General features: G+C 72.0%; 22 protein-coding genes. 10 read left to right on the top strand and 12 right to left on the bottom strand.

Annotated elements, in window-relative coordinates:
- Positions 1–29 precede the first annotated feature (29 nt).
- Positions 30–251: a hypothetical protein gene (locus ACFXGX_RS15895; RefSeq protein ID WP_384790516.1), complete on the top strand. Its 222-nt coding sequence runs from the start codon at positions 30–32 to the stop codon at positions 249–251.
- A gap of 83 nt (positions 252–334) precedes the next feature.
- Here the strand turns inward: ACFXGX_RS15895 and ACFXGX_RS15900 are convergent, their stop codons facing one another.
- The gene (locus ACFXGX_RS15900; RefSeq protein WP_384790519.1) at positions 335–1183 is read right to left on the bottom strand and encodes a hypothetical protein; all 849 of its coding nucleotides are present in this window, start codon (positions 1181–1183) and stop codon (positions 335–337) included.
- 176 nt (positions 1184–1359) lie between these two features.
- Between ACFXGX_RS15900 and ACFXGX_RS15905 the strand changes: the two genes are divergently transcribed.
- On the top strand, positions 1360–1695 hold the full coding sequence (locus tag ACFXGX_RS15905) for a MerR family transcriptional regulator (protein WP_384790522.1): 336 nt from the start codon (positions 1360–1362) through the stop codon (positions 1693–1695).
- A gap of 315 nt (positions 1696–2010) precedes the next feature.
- Positions 2011–2214 (top strand): cold-shock protein, encoded by a 204-nt coding sequence (locus tag ACFXGX_RS15910; protein ID WP_020871138.1) that lies wholly within the window; start codon positions 2011–2013, stop codon positions 2212–2214.
- A gap of 142 nt (positions 2215–2356) precedes the next feature.
- Here the strand turns inward: ACFXGX_RS15910 and ACFXGX_RS15915 are convergent, their stop codons facing one another.
- Entirely contained in the window at positions 2357–2779 is a 423-nt protein-coding gene (locus ACFXGX_RS15915; protein WP_382783580.1) for an ATP-binding protein, read from the bottom strand.
- 224 nt (positions 2780–3003) lie between these two features.
- Complete coding sequence (locus tag ACFXGX_RS15920) at positions 3004–3462, bottom strand: cupin domain-containing protein (RefSeq protein WP_384790527.1); 459 nt, start codon at positions 3460–3462, stop codon at positions 3004–3006.
- 81 nt (positions 3463–3543) lie between these two features.
- On the opposite strand from ACFXGX_RS15920, the gene ACFXGX_RS15925 reads away from it, so the two are divergent.
- Positions 3544–4476: an FkbM family methyltransferase gene (locus ACFXGX_RS15925; RefSeq protein ID WP_384790530.1), complete on the top strand. Its 933-nt coding sequence runs from the start codon at positions 3544–3546 to the stop codon at positions 4474–4476.
- 20 nt (positions 4477–4496) lie between these two features.
- Here ACFXGX_RS15925 and ACFXGX_RS15930 read toward each other — a convergent pair whose 3' ends face one another.
- The 3 genes from ACFXGX_RS15930 to modA form a co-directional block, all read right to left on the bottom strand.
- On the bottom strand, positions 4497–5579 hold the full coding sequence (locus tag ACFXGX_RS15930; protein ID WP_384790533.1) for an ABC transporter ATP-binding protein: 1083 nt from the start codon (positions 5577–5579) through the stop codon (positions 4497–4499).
- A 40-nt stretch (positions 5580–5619) separates the two neighbouring features.
- On the bottom strand, positions 5620–6504 hold the full coding sequence (modB, locus tag ACFXGX_RS15935) for a molybdate ABC transporter permease subunit (protein ID WP_384790537.1): 885 nt from the start codon (positions 6502–6504) through the stop codon (positions 5620–5622).
- 198 nt (positions 6505–6702) lie between these two features.
- Positions 6703–7548, bottom strand: a complete 846-nt coding sequence (gene modA, locus ACFXGX_RS15940; protein ID WP_384790540.1) for a molybdate ABC transporter substrate-binding protein — start codon at positions 7546–7548, stop codon at positions 6703–6705.
- A 217-nt stretch (positions 7549–7765) separates the two neighbouring features.
- Between modA and ACFXGX_RS15945 the strand changes: the two genes are divergently transcribed.
- Entirely contained in the window at positions 7766–8263 is a 498-nt protein-coding gene (locus ACFXGX_RS15945; protein WP_384790543.1) for a molybdopterin-dependent oxidoreductase, read from the top strand.
- A 21-nt stretch (positions 8264–8284) separates the two neighbouring features.
- Here the strand turns inward: ACFXGX_RS15945 and ACFXGX_RS15950 are convergent, their stop codons facing one another.
- Together ACFXGX_RS15950 and ACFXGX_RS15955 are read right to left on the bottom strand one after the other, a co-directional pair.
- On the bottom strand, positions 8285–8680 hold the full coding sequence (locus ACFXGX_RS15950) for a molybdopterin-binding protein (protein ID WP_384790546.1): 396 nt from the start codon (positions 8678–8680) through the stop codon (positions 8285–8287).
- Between the two features lie 107 nt (positions 8681–8787).
- Positions 8788–9378 (bottom strand): hypothetical protein, encoded by a 591-nt coding sequence (locus ACFXGX_RS15955; protein WP_384790549.1) that lies wholly within the window; start codon positions 9376–9378, stop codon positions 8788–8790.
- A 162-nt stretch (positions 9379–9540) separates the two neighbouring features.
- On the opposite strand from ACFXGX_RS15955, the gene ACFXGX_RS15960 reads away from it, so the two are divergent.
- Positions 9541–11625, top strand: a complete 2085-nt coding sequence (locus ACFXGX_RS15960; RefSeq protein ID WP_384790714.1) for a molybdopterin cofactor-binding domain-containing protein — start codon at positions 9541–9543, stop codon at positions 11623–11625.
- Between the two features lie 85 nt (positions 11626–11710).
- Positions 11711–12214 carry a (2Fe-2S)-binding protein gene (locus ACFXGX_RS15965; RefSeq protein ID WP_384790552.1) on the top strand — a complete coding sequence of 168 codons (504 nt, stop codon included), beginning with the start codon at positions 11711–11713 and terminating at the stop codon, positions 12212–12214.
- A gap of 32 nt (positions 12215–12246) precedes the next feature.
- Here ACFXGX_RS15965 and ACFXGX_RS15970 read toward each other — a convergent pair whose 3' ends face one another.
- Genes ACFXGX_RS15970 through ACFXGX_RS15980 form a run of 3 tightly spaced genes read right to left on the bottom strand, consistent with a single transcriptional unit; the run spans position 12247 to position 15511 of the window.
- Positions 12247–13611 carry a dipeptidase gene (locus ACFXGX_RS15970; protein WP_384790555.1) on the bottom strand — a complete coding sequence of 455 codons (1365 nt, stop codon included), beginning with the start codon at positions 13609–13611 and terminating at the stop codon, positions 12247–12249.
- Entirely contained in the window at positions 13608–14045 is a 438-nt protein-coding gene (locus ACFXGX_RS15975) for a hypothetical protein (protein WP_384790558.1), read from the bottom strand. Before ACFXGX_RS15975 ends, ACFXGX_RS15970 begins: the two co-directional genes overlap by 4 nt.
- Positions 14042–15511, bottom strand: coding sequence for an APC family permease (locus ACFXGX_RS15980; protein WP_384790560.1), 1470 nt, complete (start codon positions 15509–15511; stop codon positions 14042–14044). The genes ACFXGX_RS15975 and ACFXGX_RS15980 overlap by 4 nt, the downstream gene beginning before the upstream one ends.
- A gap of 295 nt (positions 15512–15806) precedes the next feature.
- Between ACFXGX_RS15980 and ACFXGX_RS15985 the strand changes: the two genes are divergently transcribed.
- On the top strand, positions 15807–17060 hold the full coding sequence (locus tag ACFXGX_RS15985; protein ID WP_384790563.1) for a threonine/serine exporter ThrE family protein: 1254 nt from the start codon (positions 15807–15809) through the stop codon (positions 17058–17060).
- On the opposite strand, the gene ACFXGX_RS15990 is transcribed toward ACFXGX_RS15985, so the two are convergent.
- The gene (locus tag ACFXGX_RS15990; protein WP_384790717.1) at positions 17032–18444 is read right to left on the bottom strand and encodes a hypothetical protein; all 1413 of its coding nucleotides are present in this window, start codon (positions 18442–18444) and stop codon (positions 17032–17034) included. The genes ACFXGX_RS15985 and ACFXGX_RS15990 overlap by 29 nt on opposite strands.
- 372 nt (positions 18445–18816) lie before the next feature.
- Here ACFXGX_RS15990 and ACFXGX_RS15995 point away from each other — a divergent pair, with 372 nt between their 5' ends.
- Positions 18817–20097 carry a molybdopterin-dependent oxidoreductase gene (locus tag ACFXGX_RS15995; protein ID WP_384790566.1) on the top strand — a complete coding sequence of 427 codons (1281 nt, stop codon included), beginning with the start codon at positions 18817–18819 and terminating at the stop codon, positions 20095–20097.
- A partial coding sequence (locus ACFXGX_RS16000) for a hypothetical protein (RefSeq protein WP_384790569.1) occupies positions 20097–20635 on the top strand: 539 nt, incomplete at its 3' end. The genes ACFXGX_RS15995 and ACFXGX_RS16000, both read left to right, overlap by 1 nt.

The following is a 20635-nucleotide window of genomic DNA, read 5'->3' on the forward strand; positions in this document are numbered from 1 at the left end:
GCCGGAATAGGGCCCATACTGGAATCACGATGAGTAAATCCTCCGCGCCCCGGCGCCACCTGCCCACCAGCCCCTTCGCTGCACCCGTCGTCCCCGTGGCCAAGGTGTTCAGCCTCGGGGACCGCGTCTCCCACGACCAGTACGGCCTGGGCACGATCGTCGGCGTCGAAGAGGGCATCGCGATGCTCGTCGACTTCGGCGCCCGCCAGGTCCGCGTCCTGAGCCCCTACACCCGAATGGACCGGCTCTGAACCGCACCCACTGACACCTCCGGCCCGCGGCAGCCCCCTCAAAGGTTGCCCGGGCCGTGGTGCGTCCGGGCGGCGGCCGCTCCTCAGCCCTGTGTCGGGGCGGGCGACTTCCCCGCCAGGACGTCCTTCAGCCGGTTCGTGCCCGCCTGGACCGCCTGCTCCGTCGACTGGTGCTCGGTGCCCGAGAGGCCACCATTGGTGAGGGACAGGGCGCTGTCGCCGACCCGCACCGCCGCGAAGTCGAGGGTCAGCGTCTCGGGGTCGCCCTCCAGCTCACCGCTCATCGTCACCTGCAGGCCCTGGCGTGCGTCGCCCACATCGGGCAGATGTGTCGAGACGACCTGGACGGTCTGCCTGTCGCCCTTGCCGTTGACGGCCGTGAACTCGTCGCAGACGTCCGGCAGCGTCTTGAGCCAGTCGAAACCGGTGTCCAGGGCGCTCTTCCCGTACGAGGCGACCTCGTAGCGCATCTGGGCGTCGTTGTCGCTGTCGTCGAAGCCGGTGACGGCACCGGCTCCCCGCGGCTTGCCGAGCAGGTCCTCGGAGTACAGGCCGTCCAGCAGTTTCTGGCACTGCTGGGCGTTCCCCTTGTCGGTGACGAAGGCCGAGGCGTCGACCTTGCTCCTGAGCAGCGCGTCGTGCCAGGCCGCCACACCCTTCGACTCGTCCCACTGCGACCCCAGGTCGGAGTTGGTGATCAGCGCCGATTGCGCCTCGGCCTCGGTGAGTGCCCGGACGGACGGGGAGGGCGAGGCCTTCGCGGCACCGGTCCCCTCGGCCACGGGAGAGGCCGGGACCGTGGACGCCGGGGACGCGGGGGAGTCCGTGCGGCCGGAGCCGCCGCCGTCACCTCCGCCGTTCGAGCAGGCGGCCGTCGAGAGCAGCATCCCCGCGGTCAGGGCGGACGCGAGGAGACAGGACGGACGGATCATGCGAGGGCCTCCCGAGGACGGTCCCGAGGACGGGCTGTGTCCCTCCACGCCACCACCGGCCACCGCCCCCCACCAGCGCACCGGGCCGTCCGGGTGAGTGGGGCGCGCGGATGTCACCGGGCCGGTGCCGGGTGCCCCCCGCCGGTACCGGCGACGATCTGCCAGAGTGGAAGGTGATGCATGCGCCCCAGGGAAGCACCATGAGCCCCACCCACCGGTTCGAAGACGACGACTACCCCGCCTACACGATGGGCCGCGCGGCCGAGCTGATCGGCGCCACCCCGGCGTTCCTGCGGGCCGTCGGGGAGGCCGGGCTGATCACCCCCCTCCGCTCCGAGGGCGGCCACCGCCGCTACTCCCGCAACCAGCTCAGGATCGCCGCCCGCGCCCGGGACCTCGTCGACCAGGGCACGCCCGTCGAGGCGGCCTGCAGAATCGTCACGCTGGAGGACAGCCTCGACGAGGCTCTGCGGATCAACGCGGAGCTGCGCGGCTCGACACAGGACGCCTGAAACGGTCTCTGGGGCGTGTCCGCAGGGGCCCTGTGCGGGTGTTTCCGGGCGGTCCTGGGCGGGTGCTTCCCGGCGGGGTCCGAATATCTGCTCCGGCCGATACAGGATTTGGTGCACGGGTCCGCGAGGTTTTGATATTCCCCGTGGCGGGGTGAGATAGTGCGCCCGCTTCGCGACGGTCGGCGTGCTACTGTCGATTTCAGTTGCAGTTGTGGTTCCCAAAGATTTTCCGGTGCATTCCGGTTGGGGCTTCATTGCGGCAGCGCGGGTTCACGAGGTGTGGATCTGCGAGCTTAGCCCCGAAGGAGATTTGACATGGCTACTGGCACCGTGAAGTGGTTCAACGCGGAAAAGGGCTTCGGCTTCATCGAGCAGGACGGCGGCGGCGCTGACGTCTTCGCTCACTACTCGAACATCGCCACCTCTGGCTTCCGTGAGCTCCAGGAAGGCCAGAAGGTGACCTTCGACGTCACGCAGGGCCAGAAGGGCCCGCAGGCGGAGAACATCGTCCCCGCCTAGTCCGGGACACTGGACGGCCGGCGCTCGCACCACACGGTGCGGACGCCGGCCGTCTGCTTTTTCGCGGTCATTGAAATTGCGATGAATTTTCGGTTCGCGTTCCCGTTTTCGGCGGCGTCAAACCCAGAATCTCGGCGAGCCGCTACCGCACCGCCAGCACCGCCCGTACGGTCTTGCCGCCGAAGCCCGTGCTGACGATCTCCAGGCTGTGGGCGAGCTCCTGGACCATGGCCAGGCCCCGGCCGCTCTCCGATTCCGTGTCCAGCGCGCCGATCCGCGGCCGTCCGGGACTGTCGTCGTGGACCTCGACGGTCACCCGCCCGTGCCCCAGTTGCAGGCGCAGCCGGCAACCGCTGCGGCCGTGGCGCACGGCGTTGGCGACGAGCTCGGAGGCGATCAGTGTGGCGTCGTCCACCTGGTCCGCGGTCGGCGCGGCGAGCCGTGACCGTGGCCGGGTCAGAAACGCCGTCGTCAGTTTGCGGGCCCTGCCCGCCGAGACGGCCGTACGCGGCAGTGTGTACTCCACGCGGGCGGTCGGTCGGACGGTGCGCTGGTGCGCACGCATGACTGACACCTCTCTTCCCCCTCCCAGGACGGCAAGCACCCGGCCGACGGCTCCGTCCCCGTCGACCGGGACCCCGCGCTGAACGGTGCGCGGCCGGTCCTGCTCTCGGGTGATGCCCCACCCGGGTGATCCGCAACCAACGACCCGCGTCACAAAGCCGCCAAGGAACGTCAGAAGGCCGCCCGGTTGCCGCTTGAACTGCCCATTCAGCGCCAACGGCCCCTTCAGCGACCGGAGTCCAGGAGATGGAAGTCGTCGTAGTCGAAGCCGGGCGCCACCACGCAGCTCACCAGAACCTCTTCGTCGCCGGCCGGCCGGGCCGACTGCCAGACACCGCCCGGGACGAGGATCTGGGGGCGCTCCCCGGCCTCGACGCGGGGGCCGAGGCGGACGACCTGCGGGGTGGACTGGGGGCTGGTCCCGTCGCCGCCGAGCAGGATGTCGAGGGGTCCGCCGCGGTGCCACAGCCAGAGTTCGTCCGAGCGGACGGTGTGCCAGGCGGAGGTGTCGCCGGGCGTGAGGAGGAAGTAGATGGCGGAGGCGGCGGCGCGGGGTCCGGGGTAGCCGTCGGGCAGGAAGGCCTGGGGCGCCGTCCAGGTCTCGACGAACCAGCCGCCCTCCGGGTGGGGGCTCATGCCCAGTGCGGCGGCCAGTGCCGGGATCCCGGTCTCAGGAGAGGTCATCCCCTGCCTCTATCACGTGGTCGAAAGGCGGTTCAACCAACTGCCGGTGGACACGCGGGAATGTCTGACAGGGTGTGGTTCATGGCGACCCTTCACAGAAAGCTGCTAGGTCTGCTTCCCCGGATAGGGGTGCAGGTGCTGGACCTCGGATCGGGAGCCGCGGTGGTCTACCGGCGCGGGGTGCGCAGACGCGTCGAACTGGGCAAGGGCGCCGATCTGGTGCTGCGGGGGCGTGCGGCGGCCTGGAAGCAGGTGCCGCTCGGGGGCACCGGTGCCCGTCTCCTGCTCGACGAGAAGGAGACGGCGGCCGACGAACGCAAGTTCCAGCTCTCGGCCGCGTCCTACCTCTGCGGGCAGCACGTCACCGCCCTGCTGGAGCGGTACGAGGTGAACTGCGTCTTCGACGTCGGCGCCAACTCCGGTCAGTACGGGCGCCAGTTGCGCCGCCTCGGCTACACCGGCCGGATCGTGTCCTTCGAGCCGACCGCGGAGGCCTTCGGAAAGCTCCGGCAGGCCGCCGAGGGGGACCCCGACTGGCAGGTGCACCGGATCGGTCTCGGCCGCGAGGACACCACTCAGTCCATCCATGTGGGCTGGAACACCATGAACTCCCTTCTGCCGCCCAGTGATTACGGCAAGGACCGCTACAAGCGCTTCGCCAAGACCCGTACGGAGGAGATCGAGGTCCGCCGTCTCGACGGGATGATGGACACGGCCCTCGCCGGGATCGACGACCCCCGCCCCTATCTCAAGATGGACACCCAGGGCTACGACCTGGAGGTGTTCGCGGGCGCCGGGGAACGCGCGGCGGAGTTCGTCGGCATGCAGTCGGAGGTCGCGACGCTGCGGCTGTACGAAGGCAGCCCCCGCATGGGTGAGGCCATCGCCGTGTACGAGGAGCGCGGCTTCGAGATCACCGGCATGTACCCGGTGTCGCGGGAGGAGGCGACCGGCCGGGTGGTGGAGTTCGACTGCGTGATGGTCCGCGCGACGGCGGTCCCGGCGCGGACGTAGGCGAGGGTACAGGCGAGGGTCTACGCCGGATAGGCGTGTGTCTGGGCCGCCTTCACCGTGGCCCAGACGGGCGAGCCGGGATGCAGGCCGAGTTCCGCCGCGGCGACCGTCGTCAGGTCGGCGGCGAGGGGGAGTCCGCCGGTGAGGTCCACGCGGATCTGGTCGCCGTGCGTCTCCAGCCCCGCGACACGGCACCGCCACAGGTTGCGTGCGCTGGAGCCGGTGGGGCGGTCGCGGTGGAGGGTCACGGCGCCCGGCGGGAACGCCACGAAGACGGGCCCGTCGAGCCGCTCGGTCGTGGTGATCGCCGGGCCCGCCTCCAGCCGTACGGTGTGACCCTCGGCCTCGCCCCGGTAGAGGTTGAGCCCGACCAACTGGGCGATGTAGTCGGTGCGCGGCCTGCGGGCGATGTCCGAGGGGCCACCCTCCTGGACCACCCGGCCGTCCTCGACGACCACGAGCCGGTCGGCCAGCACCATCGCGTCGAGCGGATCGTGCGTCACGAGGACGGCGACGGCCTCGAAGTCGGCCAGATGGTGCCGGAGTTGGGCCCGCACGTCCAGCCGCGTACGGGCGTCGAGCGCGGCGAGCGGTTCGTCGAGCAGCAGCAGCCGGGGGCGGGTGGCGAGGGCGCGGGCGACGGCGACCCGTTGCGCCTGTCCGCCGGAGAGCCGGCGCGGCTTGGTCCCGGCGAACGCGGCGAGGCCCATGCGCTCCAGCCACGTGGCGGCCTGGGCGCGGGCCTCCGCCTTGGGCACGCCCTGACAGCGCGGCCCGAAGGCGACGTTGTCGAGCGCGGACAGATGCGGGAAGAGCAGGTAGTCCTGGAAGACGACGCCGACGGGGCGGGACTCCGGCGGCGTACGGTCCAGACGCGCGCCGTCCAGCAGCAGCCGGCCGCCCTCGGACAGCGGGGTGAGCCCGGCCAGCGCGCGCAGCGCGGTCGTCTTGCCCGCGCCGTTCGGGCCGAGCAGCGCGACGACGTCACCGGGGGCGGCGGACAGTTCGACGTCGAGGTGGAACGAGCCGCGCCGGACGACGAGACGGGCGTCGAGGCCCGTGCCGGACGGCGCGTCCTTCGCCGCCGGGTTCACCTCGGTCATGACGCGATCACCTCACCCATCGGGCTCGTACTCGACTGCGTCATGACGCCGCCGTCATCCAGCGGTCCCGCAGTCCGGCGAGTACCGCGATCGACACCAGGAGTAGGACGAGACTCAGGGCGATCGCCGCGTCGGGGTCGCTCTGGAGGGCCAGATAGACGGCCAGCGGCATGGTCTGGGTACGGCCGGGGAAGTTGCCCGCGAAGGTGATCGTCGCGCCGAACTCGCCGAGGGCGCGGGCCCAGGCCAGTACGGAACCGGCGGCGATGCCCGGCGCGATGAGGGGCAGGGTGACCCGGCGGAACGCGGTGAAGCGGGAGGCGCCGAGGGTCATGGCGGCCTCCTCGTACCGCGGGTCGGCGGCCCGCAGGGTGCCTTCCACGCTGATCACCAGGAAGGGCATCGCCACGAACGCCTCGGCCACGACCACCCCGGCCGTCGTGAAGGGCAGCGTGATCCCGAACCACGAGTCGAGCAGCTTCCCGACGATGCCGTTGCGGCCGAGGGCCAGCAGCAGCGCGACACCGCCGACCACCGGAGGCAGGACGAGAGGCAGGGTGACCAGGGCCCGGACGAGCCCGCGGCCCGGGAACTCCGTACGGGCCAGCAGCCAGGCGAGCGGCACCCCGAGCACCAGGCTCACCGCGGTGGCCGCCGTGGCCGAGAACAGGGAGAGCTGGAGGGCCTGCCACACCTCGGGCTTGGCCAGTTGTTCCGGCAGGCTGCGCCAGGGCGCCCGTACGAGCAGCGCGAGCAGCGGGAGGAGCAGGAACACGAGCCCCACGAGGGCGGGGAGCAGCAGGGGAAGCGGCGGTCCGCCCCGCACCCGGCCCGGCGTCCGCCCGCGCCCGCGCCGCGGTCCACCGGCGAGGGTGTCGGCGGCCGGGGTGCCGGACGTGTCGGGCGAGGTCACGGGATCACTCATGGTTTCAGGAGACGGCGTTCAGGGTGTTCGCTTCAAGGGGCGCGCCGCACGGGAGAGTCCACCGTGCGGCACGCGCCGGGCCGTCGTCCGACGGGGCGGCGTGTGCCGGACCACGGCAGGACGGATGCGGCGCGTGCCGGGCCGTCGTCCGACGGATGCGGCGTGTGTCGGACCACGGCAGGACGAGGACGGCAGGGGTCAGGACGTGGGCTTCAGGAAACCGGCCTCCGTCAGCACCCGCTGGCCCTCCGGGGACCGCACCAGCTCGATGAACGCCTTGGCCGCGTCGGTGTTGGGCGCGTCCTTGAGGAGGGCGATCGGGTAGTCGTTGACGGCGTCGGCGGACTCGGGGAACTCCACGCCCTCCACCTTGTCACCCGCGGCCTTCACGTCGGTCTTGTACACGACCGCCGCGTCGGCCTCCTTCAGCTCCACCTTGGTCAGGGCGCTCTTGACGTCCTGCTCGTAGGAGACGGGGGTGAGCTTCAGCTTGCTCGCGTCCAGCGCTTTCTGGGCGGCGGCGCCGCAGGGCACGGTCTTGTCGCACAGGACGACCTTGAGGCCGGACTTGGTGAGGTCCTTCAGGGAGGAGATCTTGTCCGGGTTGCCGGGCAGGGTGGCGATCTCGAGCTGGTTGCGCACGAAGGTCTCGGGGGTGGTCGCCGCGTCGCCCTTGTCGGTCACGATGGCCATCGTCTTGGGGCTGGCCGCGGCGAAGACGTCCGCGGGCGCACCGCCCGTGATGCTGGCGGCGAGGCTGTCGCTGCCGCCGAAGCTGAAGGTGACCTCGGTGCCCGGGTGGGCCTTCTCGAACTGCTGCCCGAGGGCCGTGAAGCTCTCCTTGAGGGAGGCGGCGGCGAACACGGTCACCGTGCCGGAGACCTTCGGCGAGGAGGACGCCGTCGATCCCTTCGCCTTCTCCGTCGAGTCGGACGAGTCGGAGGAGGAGCAGGCGCTCAGGGCCAGCAGCGCGGCGGCACCGATGCCGGCCACCTGAAGGGTCCGGGTGGTGCGGCGGGTCCGGCGCGCGGATCGGGTCGTCACGGATCTACTCCCTCGAAGACTCTGAGGCTCGCTGGAGCCTCCGTCGTGATCCTCAGTCCTGAGCTCACGTTCTGCCATGGCCTGATCATACTTCCGCATATGCGAGCTGTAAGTCTCCTGTCGCATCGCATGAGCTGTGCCCACGGGCTTCGGATGTACGCATGTGCGTTTGGCTCGGGTCGCCCGCGGGGTACCGTCCACCGGGAGGTGCCGTCCAGTGAGCCAGTCCCTGACACAGCCGACGCCGCCGGCTCCCCCGCTCGCGGAAATCGCTCTGAGCGGCGACCTCGCCCGGCCCGTCCTGCTGACCGTGCCCGACCTGCTGGCCTGGCCCCAGCACCATGTGCGGGTCGCTTTCGAGTGCGCCACCAGCGGTGTGCGCCACCACGGCTTCGAGGGCCCGCTGCTGCACGACGTGCTGCGGGACGCCGGCCCCCGCTTCGATCCGTCCCGTCGCAAGGACCGGCTGCGCTTCCTCATCGCGGTGGCGGGCGCGGACGGCCACCACGCCCTGCTCACCTGGGCCGAGATCGACCCCGACTTCGCGGACACTCCGGTGCTGCTCGCGGTCGGCATCGACGGCACGCCGCTGGACCGGGCCGGCCCGCAACTGGTCCTGCCGCAGGACCGGTGCGGGGCCCGGCACATCAGCGGCATCAACGGCATCCGGGTGGACGGCCGTTATCCGTCCTGGACCGCCGGGATCCCCGGCTGAACGTGCGCGCCCGGCGGCCGGTCAGGCGCGGTCGATGTGCACGTTGGTCGACTTGACCCTGGCCGTGGCCTCCACACCGACCTCCAGGCCCAGTTCCTCGACGGCCTCCCGGGTCAGCAGGGAGACCAGCCGGTGGGGTCCCGCCTGGATCTCCACCTGGGCCGCGACATCGCCGAGCTTGACGGCCGTGACGATGCCGGGGAAGGCGTTGCGGACGGACGTGTAGGACGTGACGCCCTCCTCGCCATTGGTTCCGGCCAGTTCCACCGAGAACGCGGCGAGGTCGCGGCCCTCGATGAGGCGCCGTCCGCTGTCGTCCCGATGGGTGGCCACCCGCCCGGCGTCCGCCCAGCGACGGGCGGTGTCGGGGCTCACGCCGAGGAGCCGGGCGGCCTGACCGATGGTGTAGGACTGCATACGCGCGACGATAGGCAGCCGGTCCTCGCACCTGCAAGCCGGACCCCCGGAGGGCGCCGGCCGTCCCGGGACAGGGCGAAGGGCCCCGCCCCGGACCGTCGCCGCCGTCAGTCGAGCGTCGGCTGTCCCGTGTGCTCGACCAGGATGTGCCTCGCCCAGAACTTCCCGAAGGCTTTCTTGAGTATCGGCTCGGCCGTCGCCCGGTCGTCGACGCCGAAGACCACATGGCCACTGCCGTCGAGGCCCACCGTGTACAGCGCGAACCGGCCGTCCCAGCGGTCCATGTCGTCGCCGACCCGGTCGACCATGGTGTTGAGCTGCCGCCGGGTGACGTCCGAGTCGTGGATCCGCACCTTCACCCCCTTCTCCGCGTGACCGCAGATGTCTGCGTCGAACGCCTTGGACGGGATGCGGTACACGGTCACGGTGTTCCTGTGCTCGTCGACCGACACGCTGGTGAAGACGCTCCTGTAGCGGGACGCGCCCTGCTTGTCGATGTAGATCGTCACCCTGAGCAGGGAGGATTCCCTGCCGGGCAGACTGTGCGTCGGCCGGGTGCCGACGCACACGGTCGTGCGCTCCGCAACGGGCGCTTCCTTGCCTCCCGTGCCGCCGCTCGACCCCTGAACCGCCACGAGCGCCACGGCACTTGCCGCCACGACGCCGCCGGTCGCCCTGATCCTGCTCCGCTTGTTCATGTGATCCTCCCCGTCCGCGATCCGGTGGTACGGGGACGCAATGGACGCCGCACACGTTCAGCGGGAACCGCACGGCCGATCCGCCCCTCCTACCAGTCGTACGCTCCCGGACGGCTCGGAGAGGAGCCTTCGTTGGCCCGTCAGCTGTCCCGCCGCAGATTCATCGTCCACACGCTGGCGGCGTCCACCCTGACCGTCGCCGCGCCGCTCGGCTGCGACACCTCCCCGGCGGAGAGCGCCGAGCCCACCGCGGGGCCGTCAGATGTCCTGGCGACCGGCACCGACGACGAGATGCTGGTCCTGGAGGTCACCGCGGCCAACAAGGTCGTCGTCCGGCTGCCGCGGGTCGAGGTCGGCCAGGGCATCACCACCGCGGTCGCCATGATGATCGCCGAGGAGCTGGACGCCCGGCTCGCCGACGTCGAGATCCCGCTCGCCGAGGCCCGGAGCAGCGGCAACCAGTTCACCGGCGGCTCGAACTCCGTCGGTTCGCTGTACGGGCCCGCCCGCGCGCTGGCCGCCACCGCGCGCGCCAAACTGGTGACCGCCGCGTCCCGGCGCTGGCACGTGCCCCCGAAGGCGCTGCGCACGCGGGACACCATGGTCGTGGCGCCCGACGGCCGCACGGCCACCTTCGGATCGCTGACCGCGGCCGCCGCCCTGATCCACCGGCCCGCCGTGTCCACCGACCCCAAGCCGGCCTCCCGGCACCGGGTGATCGGGCGGCCGACGTCCCGGATCGACGCGCGGGACATCGTGACCGGCCGGGCGAAGTACACCGGCGACCTGACGGTGGCCGGGGCGAAACCGACCGTGGTGGCCCGGCCGCCGACGCTCGGCGGGAAGGTCCGCTCGCTCGACGACCGGGCGGCCCGCGCGCTGCCCGGCGTCCACGCGGTCGTCAGGATCGAGGGCGGGGTCGCCGTCGTGGCGGACACCTTCCACCACGCCTTCAAGGCCCGGGACGCCCTGCGGATCACCTGGTCGCCGGGCCCGCTCGCGGCACTGTCCGACGCGGACGTACGGGCTCGGCTGCGGGCCGCCGTCCCGCCGCTCGGCACCCCGCTGCTCGGCACCCGGCAGGTGGGCGGCGAGTTCGAGTTCGCCTTCGTCGGGCACGCCCCGATGGAGGTGCTGACCGCGGTCGCGGACGTACGGGAGCACAGTGCCGAGATCTGGTTCTCCTCCCAGACGCCGATGGACGCGCGCGACACGATCGCCTCGGTGACCGGGCTGCCCGCCTCGAAGGTCCGGGTCCATGTCCTGCGCGGCGGCGGCTCGTTCGGGCGGCGGCTCACCTACGACGCGGCGGTCGAGGCGGCCCTCGTCTCCAAGGCCGCCCGCCGTCCGGTGAAGCTGATGTGGAGCCGGGCCGACGACATGCGGCACGGCCGGATGCGCCCGGCCAGCCACCACCGCATCCGGGCCAGCCACGCGGGCGGCCGGGTGGTGGCGTTCACCCACATGACGGCGTCGGTGAGCGAGTCGTACGAGAAGCCGGGCGTCACCACGCAGGGCGGTGTCACCACCATGGGCGCCCGGGCCGGTGGTCCGCTGCCCAGCGACAGCGGGCTCTACAACTTCGGCCGTGTCTCCGGGGACTCGGGATCGACGGGGCTGGCCATGCCGCTGGGCGCCTGGCGTTCCGTGGACTCCGGGACCGTGCGCACCGCGGAGGAGATCGTCGTCGACGACATCGCGCGGAGCCTCGGACAGGACCCGGTCGCCTTCCGGCGTACGACGCTGCGCGGCAAGGCGGTCAGGGCCGTGCTCGACCGGGCGGCGGAGGCCGGACACTGGGGCCGGAGCATGCCGGCCGGACAGGCTCAGGGCATGGCCGTGCACGAGGAGTACGGCTCCTGCGTGGCCTGTCTCGTCGAGATCGACGCCCGCGACCCGAAGAACCCGCGGGTCACCAAGGTCGTGATGGCCGCCGACGTCGGAACGGCCGTCAACCCGCGCGGACTCGAGGCTCAGCTCATGGGCACCGCGGTCGACGGCATCTCCACCGTGCTCACGGCCGGCCTGCACCTTGACGCGGGCGCCGTCCGCGAGGGCAGTTTCGCCGACTTCCGCTGGGCCCGTCAGCGGAACGCCCCGCTGCGTTTCGAGGCGCACATCATGCCCTCCGGAGGGGAGCCCGGAGGGGCCGGCGAACTCGGTGTCCCCGCGGCGGCCGGAGCGGTGGCCAACGCCTACGCCCGTGCGACGGGGACACGTCCCCGCCGTTTCCCGATCGATTTCTGAGACCTCGTTCCGAGGCTTCTTCCCGATCTGCTTCCGAGACCCGTTAAGAGGTGCGAGTACCGATGCCGCTCCGGAGAGAGTGCTGATGCCGTCCTACTCCTTCGTCGTCAACGGGAGACAGGTCACCGTCGAGGCACCGGCGGACATGCCGCTGCTGTGGGTGCTGCGCGACCTGCTGGATGTGACCGGGCCCAAGTACGGCTGCGGTGTCGGGGTCTGCCGGGCCTGCACCAGTCATCTCGACGGTGCGGAGATCCAGCCCTGTGTCGTCCCGGTCGCGGACTGCGTGGACCGCGAGGTCACCACCATCGAGGGTCTCGCCGACGGCGACCGTCTGCACCCCGTGCAGCAGGCCTGGCTCGACTGCGACGTCTCCCAGTGCGGTTTCTGCCAGCCCGGCCAGATCATGGCCGCCGCGGCCCTGCTCGAGAAGACGGCGCACCCCACGGACGCCGAGATCGACCGTATCGAGAACGTGTGCCGCTGCGGCACCTACTCCCGCATCCGTGAGGCGATCAAGAAGGCTTCTGCGCACGAGGCTTCTGTGCAGGGCGGCCGAGGTCCTTCCGCGCGGGCCGGGGAACGCTAGGGCCGGGGAACACGTCCGGTCCGTGCCGGGAGTCAGCGGCCGCGGCCCCCGGTGGCCGCGTAGGCGCGGAGGAAGAGCGCCTCGACATGGGCCATGTGTTCGATCTCGGCCGGGTCGACGCTCTCGTTGGGCGCGTGGATGAGGCACTTGGGTTCCTCCACGCCCATGAGGATGATCTCGGCGCGGGGGTAGGTCTCGGCGAGGACGTTGCACAGCGGGATGGAGCCGCCCTGGCCGAGGAAGGCCATGGGCCTGCCGTAGACCTCGTTCATGGCGCGGCCGAGCGCCGTGTAGGCGGGGCCGTCGGTGGCCGCCCGGAAGGGGGCGCCGGCGCTCTCGTCCGCGACGCCGACCCGGACTCCCCAGGGCGCGGCCTCGGTGAGATGCCGGGTGAGGGCCGCGCGGGCGGCCGCGGGGTCCGTGCCGGGCGGGATCCGCAGGCTCACCCGCGCCCGTGCGGTGGCCGGCACGGCGGCGGCGGAGCCGACGACCGGGGGGCAGTCGACGCCGAGGACGGTGACGGCGGGGCGGGCCCACAGCCGGTCGGCGACCGTGCCGGTCCCGGTGAGCCGGACGCCGTCCAGGACGCCGGCGTCGGCGCGGAACTGTTCCTCGTCGTAGCCGACGCCCTCCCAGACGCCCTCGCAGCCGAGTCCGTCGACACGGGTGGCGCCGGTGGCCGGGTCGCGCAGGGTGGAGAGCATCTGGATCAGCGCGGCGAGCGCGTCCGGGGCGGGGCCGCCGAACATGCCCGAGTGGATCTCTCCGGCCAGTGTGTCCACCGTGACGACGATGTTGGCGAGGCCGCGCAGGGTGACGGTGGCGGTGCCCGTGCCGACCTCCGCGTTGCCGGTGTCGCACACGAGCAGCGCGTCGGCGAGGAACTGCTCCGGGTGCTCGGCCACGTAACGCTCCAGGCCGCCCGTGCCCTGCTCCTCCGAGCCCTCGGCGACGAACTTCAGGCCGACCGGGATGTCGTCGCCGAGCGCGCGCAGGGCGGTCAGGTGCATCACGATGTTGCCCTTGCAGTCCGCGGTGCCGCGCCCGTACCAGCGGCCGTCGCGTTCGGTGAGCGCGAAGGGCGGGGTGGTCCAGGCGTCGTCGTCCAGCGGCGGCTGCACGTCGTAGTGGCAGTACAGCAGGACGGTGGGGGCGCCGGGCGGCGGCGGGCGGTGGCCGATGACCGCGTGGCTCCCGTCGGGCGTCTCGGCGAGGTGGACGTCGTGGAGTCCCGCCTCGGTGAACGCGTCGGCCACCCACTGCGCGGCCCGGCGGCACTCCTCGGGAGGGTACTGGCGCGGATCGGCGACGGAGGGGACGGCGACCAGCTCGGCCAGATCGGTCCTGGCCCGGCCCATCAACCCGGCGATCCTCCCGGCGAGTTCGGACACGGTCACCGCCTCACCGTGTCGTCGGTCTTCAGGTCGTCGAGCTTGTCATTGATCTTGTCCAGCTTCTCCGGGCAGTAGATCTCGATGATCGTGGCCTCCGCCCGGAGCGATCTGCCGTCGCCGATGACGGGCCGCTGGCCGACGAACGCGGCGCCGTTGGACACATTGATCTTCCACAGCGCCGACTTGAGGGCGCTGGCCGGATCGTCGCAGACCAGGCCGCCGTCGGTGCCCAGGAGGCTCGCGATCAACTCGGTGTCCGGGCGCGGCAGTCCGGCTTCCACCGCGGCGTCGGCGAGCTGGTTGGCCTTGCTCACGGCCTTGTTGTTCGTCGTGATGGCCGAGTAGCGCACGAGGCCGGCCACGACCAGACCGAGCAGCACGACGATCGCGCCGTAGTAGAGCCACTTGTGCTCGGATGCGAACCGGGTGGGACTCATGCCCCCGCCTCCTCCTCGCGTGCGGCCTCCGTCTGCCAGCCCGGCTTGCGGAACCTCAGGAACGCCCAGGGGATCAGCAGACCGAGGATGCCGAGGCCGGAGCCGATGATGACGACGTACAGCAGGACGCTGTTGCCGCCGAACTGCGAGGGCGGCACGAAGCCGATGACCATGGCCGAGGCCGAGGCCAGGAAGCCGACGACGCACACCAGGTTGAGGGCCGGGACACGGTAGCCGCGCGGGTGGTCGGCCTGGTTCTTCCGCAGCCGGATCGCCGCGACGAACATCAGCAGATAGACGATGAGGTACACCTGCGTGGTGATCGTCGAGAAGATCCAGTACACGTTGGAGACGTTCGGGATGAACGCGTAGCCCAGCGCGATCACCGTGGTCACGACGCCCTGGGTCACCAGGATGTTCTGCTGGACGCCGAACCGGTTCAACTGCTGGAGGTACGGCGGCAGATAGCCCTCGCTGCGGGAGATCTCCAGCAGGCCCTTGGAGGGGCCGGCGAGCCAGGTCAGCATGCCGGCCAGCGACGCGGAGATCAGCATCACCGCCGCGATCGGTGTCATCCAGCCGATGTCGAAGTACGAGAAGAACGCGTCGAACGCCTGCATGACACCGGCGGTGAGGCTGGTCTGGTCGGCGGGCACCACCCAGCTGATCGCCAGCGCGGGCAGGATGAAGATCAGCAGCACCAGGCCCATCGCCAGGAACATCGACTTCGGGTATTCCTTCGCCGGGTCCTTCAGCGACGACACGTGGACGGCGTTCATCTCCATGCCGGAGTACGAGAGGAAGTTGTTGACGATCAGGACGAGGCTGGCCAGGCCCGTCCAGGCCGGCAGCAGATGACTGGCCGTCATGGGCGCGGCCGAGGGGTTGCCCTGGGCCAGGAAGACCATGCCGAGCACGACGAGGATCGTGCCGGGCACCAGGGTGCCGATGACCAGGCCCCAACTGGACAGTCCCGCGAGGGCCTTGGTGCCGCGTGAGGAGACCCAGACGCCGGTCCAGTACAGGACCACGATGACGATCGCGGTGTAGAGACCGCTGGAGGCCAGGGCGGGATCGATGATGTACGCGATGGTGCTCGCCACGAAGGCCAGCAGGCTCGGGTAGTAGAAGATCGTCATCGCGAACTGGCACCACACGGCGAGGAATCCGAGCGGCTTGGACAGTCCCTCGCTCACCCAGCGGTAGACGCCGCCGTTCCAGCCCGAGGCCAGCTCCGCCGAGACCAGGGCGGTCGGCAGCAGGAACACGATCGCCGGGAGCAGGTAGAGGAACACACAGGCCAGGCCGTACACCGCCATCGTGGGGGCGGCCCGCAGGCTCGCGACCGAGGCGGTCGTCATGAGGGCCAGCGTCAGCCAGGTGAGCCTCGGCGCCGCCGGGACCGCGGCCCGGGCGGTCCGCGCGCTCTGCCGCGGTGCGTCCGCGGGCATGTTCATCGAGCTCATCGGACGCCTCCCCGTTCCCGAGTCGAAAGCGATGAGGCCAGCCTTCGTGCGAGTGACGGGCACCGCGCGCCGAGTGGCCCGTCCGGGTGGCGCCGAGTGGCCCGTCCGGGTGAGCAACGCCCCTGGCGGGTTGAGGCGGTTCACAGCGCCGCGGCGGTGGTGCGTCGGACGGCCGGCCTCCTCACCCGTTCGGGTCGCTTCGCCGGCCGGGGCGGACGGGGGGTCCGCAGGCTGGACGCGGGTCCGCGCGGGCATCCCGGCGCGTGGCGGGCCGGACGTCGAGGGGAGGCGGCCGATGAGACCGGACACGGAGGCCGCCCCGGACGACGTCGCCGCCTTCCTGGCCCGGCTGACCGGGCTGCTGCTGCGGTCCAGCGGCGAGGGAGCCGCCCTCATCGAGCGCACCGTCCGGCACACCGCCCGCGCGCTGGGCGCCGACGCCTCCGTCCTTCTCGTGCCGGACGGCGCGGCCCTGACCGTCAGCACCCGCGGCGACTCCCGCACGGTGACCCTGCGCGGTTTCCCCGAGGTCTTCCGGCTCGATCGGGTCGTCGCGCTGAAACCGCTCGTCCAGGACGTCGGCGCCGGACGGATCGGCGTGGCCGAGGCGGACCGGAGGCTGGCCGCGATCGAGTCGTCCCGGCCGCCCTACCCGTGGTGGCTCAAGCTGCTCGGCATCGTCCTGTTCACGCTGGGCTTCGCGCCGTTGATGCAGTCCACGTGGTACGAGGTGGGCGCCACCGCGGTCCTCGGCACCGTCGCCGCCGCGCCGGCCGTCACCGCGGACCGGATCCCCCGGCTCGCCACGGTGCTCCCGCTGGTCGTCTCGGCCACCGTCTCCGTGATCACCGTCGAGGTGTTCGCCCGCGACGCCTCGCACGGCGGCCCGGTCCTGCTGATGCTGCCCGCGCTCTTCTTCTTCGTCCCCGGCGACTATCTGAGCGCCGCCGCGGCCGAACTCGCCGCCGGCTACACCACCACCGGCGCGATCCGGCTCGTCTACTCCGCGTTCCTCCTCGTACAGCTCTACGTCGGTGTCCTGCTGGGCCTGTTCCTCACCGGCACCTCCACCCGCGCCCTCTTCGACATCGCCGCCGCCTCCGATCTGCCGCGCTGGGCCCTCTTCCTGAGCTGGATCGTCTTCACTGTCGGCACCCTGTTGGCCTTCGCCGTCCCCTTCCGGCTGCTGGGGCTCCTGCTCGTGCTGGTGTACCTCACCGTGGCCGTGCAGTCCCTGGCCACCAAGGCGATCGGCGAGACGGGCGGAACGTTCGCCGCGGCCGCCGTCCTGGCCGCCGTCACGGCCCGGCTGACCCTGCGCCCGCACCAGCCGCCCCGGCTCGTCCTGCTCCTGCCGGGTTTCTTCACCCTCACCGTCGGCTCCCTCGGCATGCGGGGGCTGACCACCCTGGCCGGCGGGTACGTCATCGAGGGCTTCCGCGACCTGCTGAAACTCGTCACGATCGTCACGGCCATCGCCGTCGGCCTGGTCTTCGGGGCGGCCCTCGCGCAGCCGAGGGTCACCAGCCCGTCAGCAGAAGGTGGTTGAGGAGCAGCGCCGTCGCCGCCTGGGCGACGAGCCAGGCACGGGGCCCGGGGAGGAACGCGCCCGCCGGGAGCAGCCACAGCGCGAACGGCAGCCAGATGCGCTCGGTCTCCGCCTTGCTCATGCCGGAGAGATCGGCGACGAGAAGGGCCAGCAGCGCCGCGACGACAAGGACGGCGAGACGTACGGGTTCCCCGGCGGCCGGGTCCGGCAGCGCGGGCACGGGAGACCGGCCCGCCGGTGCCGAGGCCGGCCGGGGCCGTACCGTCGCCGCGATCCGTCCGGCCGCCACCCCGGCCCTGCGCAGTCCCGCCGCGGTCGCCGGTCCCGTGATCAGCACCGTGCAGGCGAGATTCGCCCAGACCCAGTAGCCGTAGGGCCGGATGCCGCCCGCTCCTTCGTAGTAGCGGGTGACCAACAGGCGGTACGCCTCCCACCAGTTGAAGCCGAGCAGGGTGAACACCAGCGGTACGACGGTGAGTCCGGCCAGGACGTACGGCAGCGGACGGAGCCTGGAGCGGCGCCCGAGCAGCAGGACGGCGCCGGCGATCAACGAGATCAGCGTCAGGCCGTACGAGAGATACGCGGTGAGGCCGAACAGGAGACCGGAGGCGAGGCCGGCCGTCCGCGGCCGGTGTCCCGTGACCGCGAGGGCCAGCAGGGCGAGGGCCCAGGCGGCGACGGCCGCGAAGTAGCCGTCCGCGGAGGTGCCCATCCATACGGCCGCGGGGGCGAGGGCGAGGAAGGGCGCGGCACGGCGGGCGAGCGCCTCACCGGCCAGCGCCCGCACGGCGACGAGCACCGCCACCCCGGCCGTCGCGCCGACGGTGACGCACCAGACGCCGGCCCAGGCCCCGCCGCCGAGACCGGCCCGGTCGAGGAGGACGAAGGTGAGGGTGGCGGCCGGCGGATGCCCGGCGACGTGCGCGGGCCAGTGGCCGGGGGAGTGCAGGAGGATGTGGTGGGTGAAGTCCCGCAGGGCGGCCGGGATGTCGTGGAAGCGGTCGACCGGGGAGATGACCTGGAGGTATTCGTACCGCGTGGTGAGGCGCCGGGCCACGCCCCGCTCCCAGCCGTCGATCAGCGCGAGCGAGAACGTCCACGCCGTCGTCGTGCCCCACACGGCCGGCAGCAGCCCCCGCCAGGGCAGCCGGGCGGCGAGGACGGGTCCGTACGCCACGACCGCGACGGCCACGGCGACCGCGGCGGCGGTACCGGGTCCGGCGTGCGGCCCCCAGCGCCCGAGCAGCGGAGCCGCGCTCACGAACAGCGTGCCGTCGCGGTGCTCGATGACGTAACCGACCACGGCCGCCGTCAGCACGAGCAGGGCGGCGGCCAGTGCGGCGGCCAGGTCGCGCCGGGTGTCCCGGGGCCGTTCGTCCAGCAGCGTCCGGGACAGCCCGGGGGACCGTGCCTGGGACCGGGCCCGGGACAGGACCGGCGGCGGGTTCCGGGGAGCGGCGTCCGTGGGAAGGGCTTGGGGAACCGCCCGGTCGGGGGGCGTGGGAGGAGCGTGGGGGACTGCCGAGTCAGGGTGCGTGGGAAGAACGTCAAGAACGTCTTCCTGGTCGGGGGGCGCGGGAACGGCCCCGGGAACGTCATCGGGGCGGGTGCGCGGCAGATCGCGGGGGAGGTCGCGGTTCACTCCTCGCACGCTAGGCCGGGAGGTGCCCGCGACAGCGGCCACTGAGGTGGACGTCAGGGTTTCGTCATGGTTTGAGAACCCGTTCGGGGGGTGCCCGCGGCCTACGGTCGGGGCATGCCACGGTCTCCCTCGTCCCCCGCGTTCTGGCGCAGCCCGCTGCGCGGCCCCTGGTTCACCTCCGTGCTCGGCGTGGTGCTCCTGGCCGGCATCACGGTGCTGTTCGTGACCGGGCTGCTGTCGTACGCGGCGTACAACCCGAACCTCTCCGCCGTGAACGACAAGACCCCCGACAAGGGGATCCTCGGGTTCTACCTCTTCCCCTGGCCGACCGGCCCGGTCTGGCTGTACCGCCTCACCCAGGGCGTCCACGTCACGCTCGGCCTCGCGCTGATCCCCGTCCTCCTGGCCAAGCTGTGGTCGGTCCTGCCGAGACTGTTCGCGCTGCCCCCGGCCCGCTCGCTCGCGCACGCCCTGGAACGGCTCTCGCTGCTGCTCCTGGTCGGGGGCGCGCTCTTCGAGTTCACCACCGGCGTGCTGAACATCCAGCTCGACTACGTCTTCCCCGGCTCCTTCTACACGCTGCACTTCTACGGAGCCTGGGTGTTCATCGCGGCGTTCGTCGCGCACGCGGTCCTGCGCGTGCCGACGGCGTTCCGCAACCTGCGCCGGCTCCGTCGCCCGGGCGAGCGGGAAGCGGCGAGCTCACCGGCCGGAACGGGTGAACCGGCGAGACCCGAGGACGAGTTGGTGTCCCCGGACCCGCTGCCGCCCACCGTCTCGCGGCGCGGGGCCCTCGGGTTCGTCGGAGGCGGATCCCTGCTCCTTGCCGCCACCTCCGCGGGCCACGGCTTCGACGGGCCGCTGCGGGACACGGCGCTGCTGGCCCCGCACGGCGGCGCCGAACCGGGCTCCGGGCCGGGCGGCTTCCAGATCAACAAGACGGCCGCCTCGCGGGGCATCACCACCACGGAGACGAGTGACGAGGCCTGGCGCCTGGTCGTCACGGGGAACGGGCGGACTGTCCGGCTGAGCCGTGACGACCTTCTGCGACTTCCCCTGCACGGCGCCGCGCTGCCCATCGCCTGCGTGGAGGGCTGGTCGACGTCCGACCAGTGGTGGCGGGGAGTGCGGCTGCGCGACCTGGCGGGCCTCGTCGGCTATGAGACGGACGCGGCCCCTGACCTGCTCGTGGAGTCGTTGCAGCGGCACGGGGCGTTCCGGGTGGCCGCCCTGCGGGACAACCAGGTGCGCGATCCGCGTTCCCTGCTCGCGCTGCTCGTCAACGGCGCGGATCTGACCCCCGATCACGGCTACCCGGCACGGGTCATCGTCCCGGCCGCGCCCGGTGTGCTGAACACCAAGTGGGTGGCCCGGATGACGTTCGGAGACCTGTGATGCGACGCCCTGGCCCGGCCGGGCTCGACCCGCGCCGATTCGATCCGCGCCGATTCGATCCGCGCCGACTCCACCCGCGACGACGGCGCGGCGCGGCGCGCCCCGCGACGCGCAGGCGGCCCGGCCGGGAACTGATCGGCAGCCCGTTCCAACTCCTCCTGCTGGCCTTCTCGTTCGCGCTGGCCGCCTACGCGGGGGTGCGGCTGCTCGCGGACGACTGGACCCGGGTGGCGCTCTGGTTCGTGGGAGCGGCCGTGCTGCACGACCTGGTGCTCGTACCGCTGTACGCCGGCGCGGACCGGGCCGGCGCGAAGACGCTGGATGTGAGGGGCCACCGGGACCGGACGATGTACGTCCGTGTTCCGGCGGCTCTCTCCGGTCTCCTGCTGCTGGTGTGGTTCCCGCTGATCAGCGGGCAGGTCGCCGACCGCTACCGGGGGGGGTCCCCCCCGCCCCCCCAACGGGTGCTCAGCCCCGGGGTGGAGATTAACGCGGGGGAGGTGGGCGGGTACGCCGCGCGGGGGCTGGTGGGGTTGCA

The organism is Streptomyces sp. NPDC059371, assembly GCF_042751995.1.
In the GTDB taxonomy this organism is placed as follows: Bacteria; Actinomycetota; Actinomycetes; order Streptomycetales; family Streptomycetaceae; genus Streptomyces.

Bases quoted from the DNA above. Each gene is read 5' to 3' on its own strand.
- ACFXGX_RS15895 (WP_384790516.1), top strand. From the start codon at position 30: ATGAGTAAATCCTCCGCGCCCCGGCGCCACCTGCCCACCAGCCCCTTC.
- ACFXGX_RS15900 (WP_384790519.1), bottom strand. From the start codon at position 1,183: ATGATCCGTCCGTCCTGTCTCCTCGCGTCCGCCCTGACCGCGGGGATG.
- ACFXGX_RS15905 (WP_384790522.1), top strand. From the start codon at position 1,360: ATGCATGCGCCCCAGGGAAGCACCATGAGCCCCACCCACCGGTTCGAA.
- ACFXGX_RS15910 (WP_020871138.1), top strand. From the start codon at position 2,011: ATGGCTACTGGCACCGTGAAGTGGTTCAACGCGGAAAAGGGCTTCGGC.
- ACFXGX_RS15915 (WP_382783580.1), bottom strand. From the start codon at position 2,779: ATGCGTGCGCACCAGCGCACCGTCCGACCGACCGCCCGCGTGGAGTAC.
- ACFXGX_RS15920 (WP_384790527.1), bottom strand. From the start codon at position 3,462: ATGACCTCTCCTGAGACCGGGATCCCGGCACTGGCCGCCGCACTGGGC.
- ACFXGX_RS15925 (WP_384790530.1), top strand. From the start codon at position 3,544: ATGGCGACCCTTCACAGAAAGCTGCTAGGTCTGCTTCCCCGGATAGGG.
- ACFXGX_RS15930 (WP_384790533.1), bottom strand. From the start codon at position 5,579: ATGACCGAGGTGAACCCGGCGGCGAAGGACGCGCCGTCCGGCACGGGC.
- modB (WP_384790537.1), bottom strand. From the start codon at position 6,504: ATGAGTGATCCCGTGACCTCGCCCGACACGTCCGGCACCCCGGCCGCC.
- ACFXGX_RS15950 (WP_384790546.1), bottom strand. From the start codon at position 8,680: ATGCAGTCCTACACCATCGGTCAGGCCGCCCGGCTCCTCGGCGTGAGC.
- ACFXGX_RS15955 (WP_384790549.1), bottom strand. From the start codon at position 9,378: ATGAACAAGCGGAGCAGGATCAGGGCGACCGGCGGCGTCGTGGCGGCA.
- ACFXGX_RS15965 (WP_384790552.1), top strand. From the start codon at position 11,711: ATGCCGTCCTACTCCTTCGTCGTCAACGGGAGACAGGTCACCGTCGAG.
- ACFXGX_RS15975 (WP_384790558.1), bottom strand. From the start codon at position 14,045: ATGAGTCCCACCCGGTTCGCATCCGAGCACAAGTGGCTCTACTACGGC.
- ACFXGX_RS15980 (WP_384790560.1), bottom strand. From the start codon at position 15,511: ATGAGCTCGATGAACATGCCCGCGGACGCACCGCGGCAGAGCGCGCGG.
- ACFXGX_RS15985 (WP_384790563.1), top strand. From the start codon at position 15,807: ATGAGACCGGACACGGAGGCCGCCCCGGACGACGTCGCCGCCTTCCTG.
- ACFXGX_RS15995 (WP_384790566.1), top strand. From the start codon at position 18,817: ATGCCACGGTCTCCCTCGTCCCCCGCGTTCTGGCGCAGCCCGCTGCGC.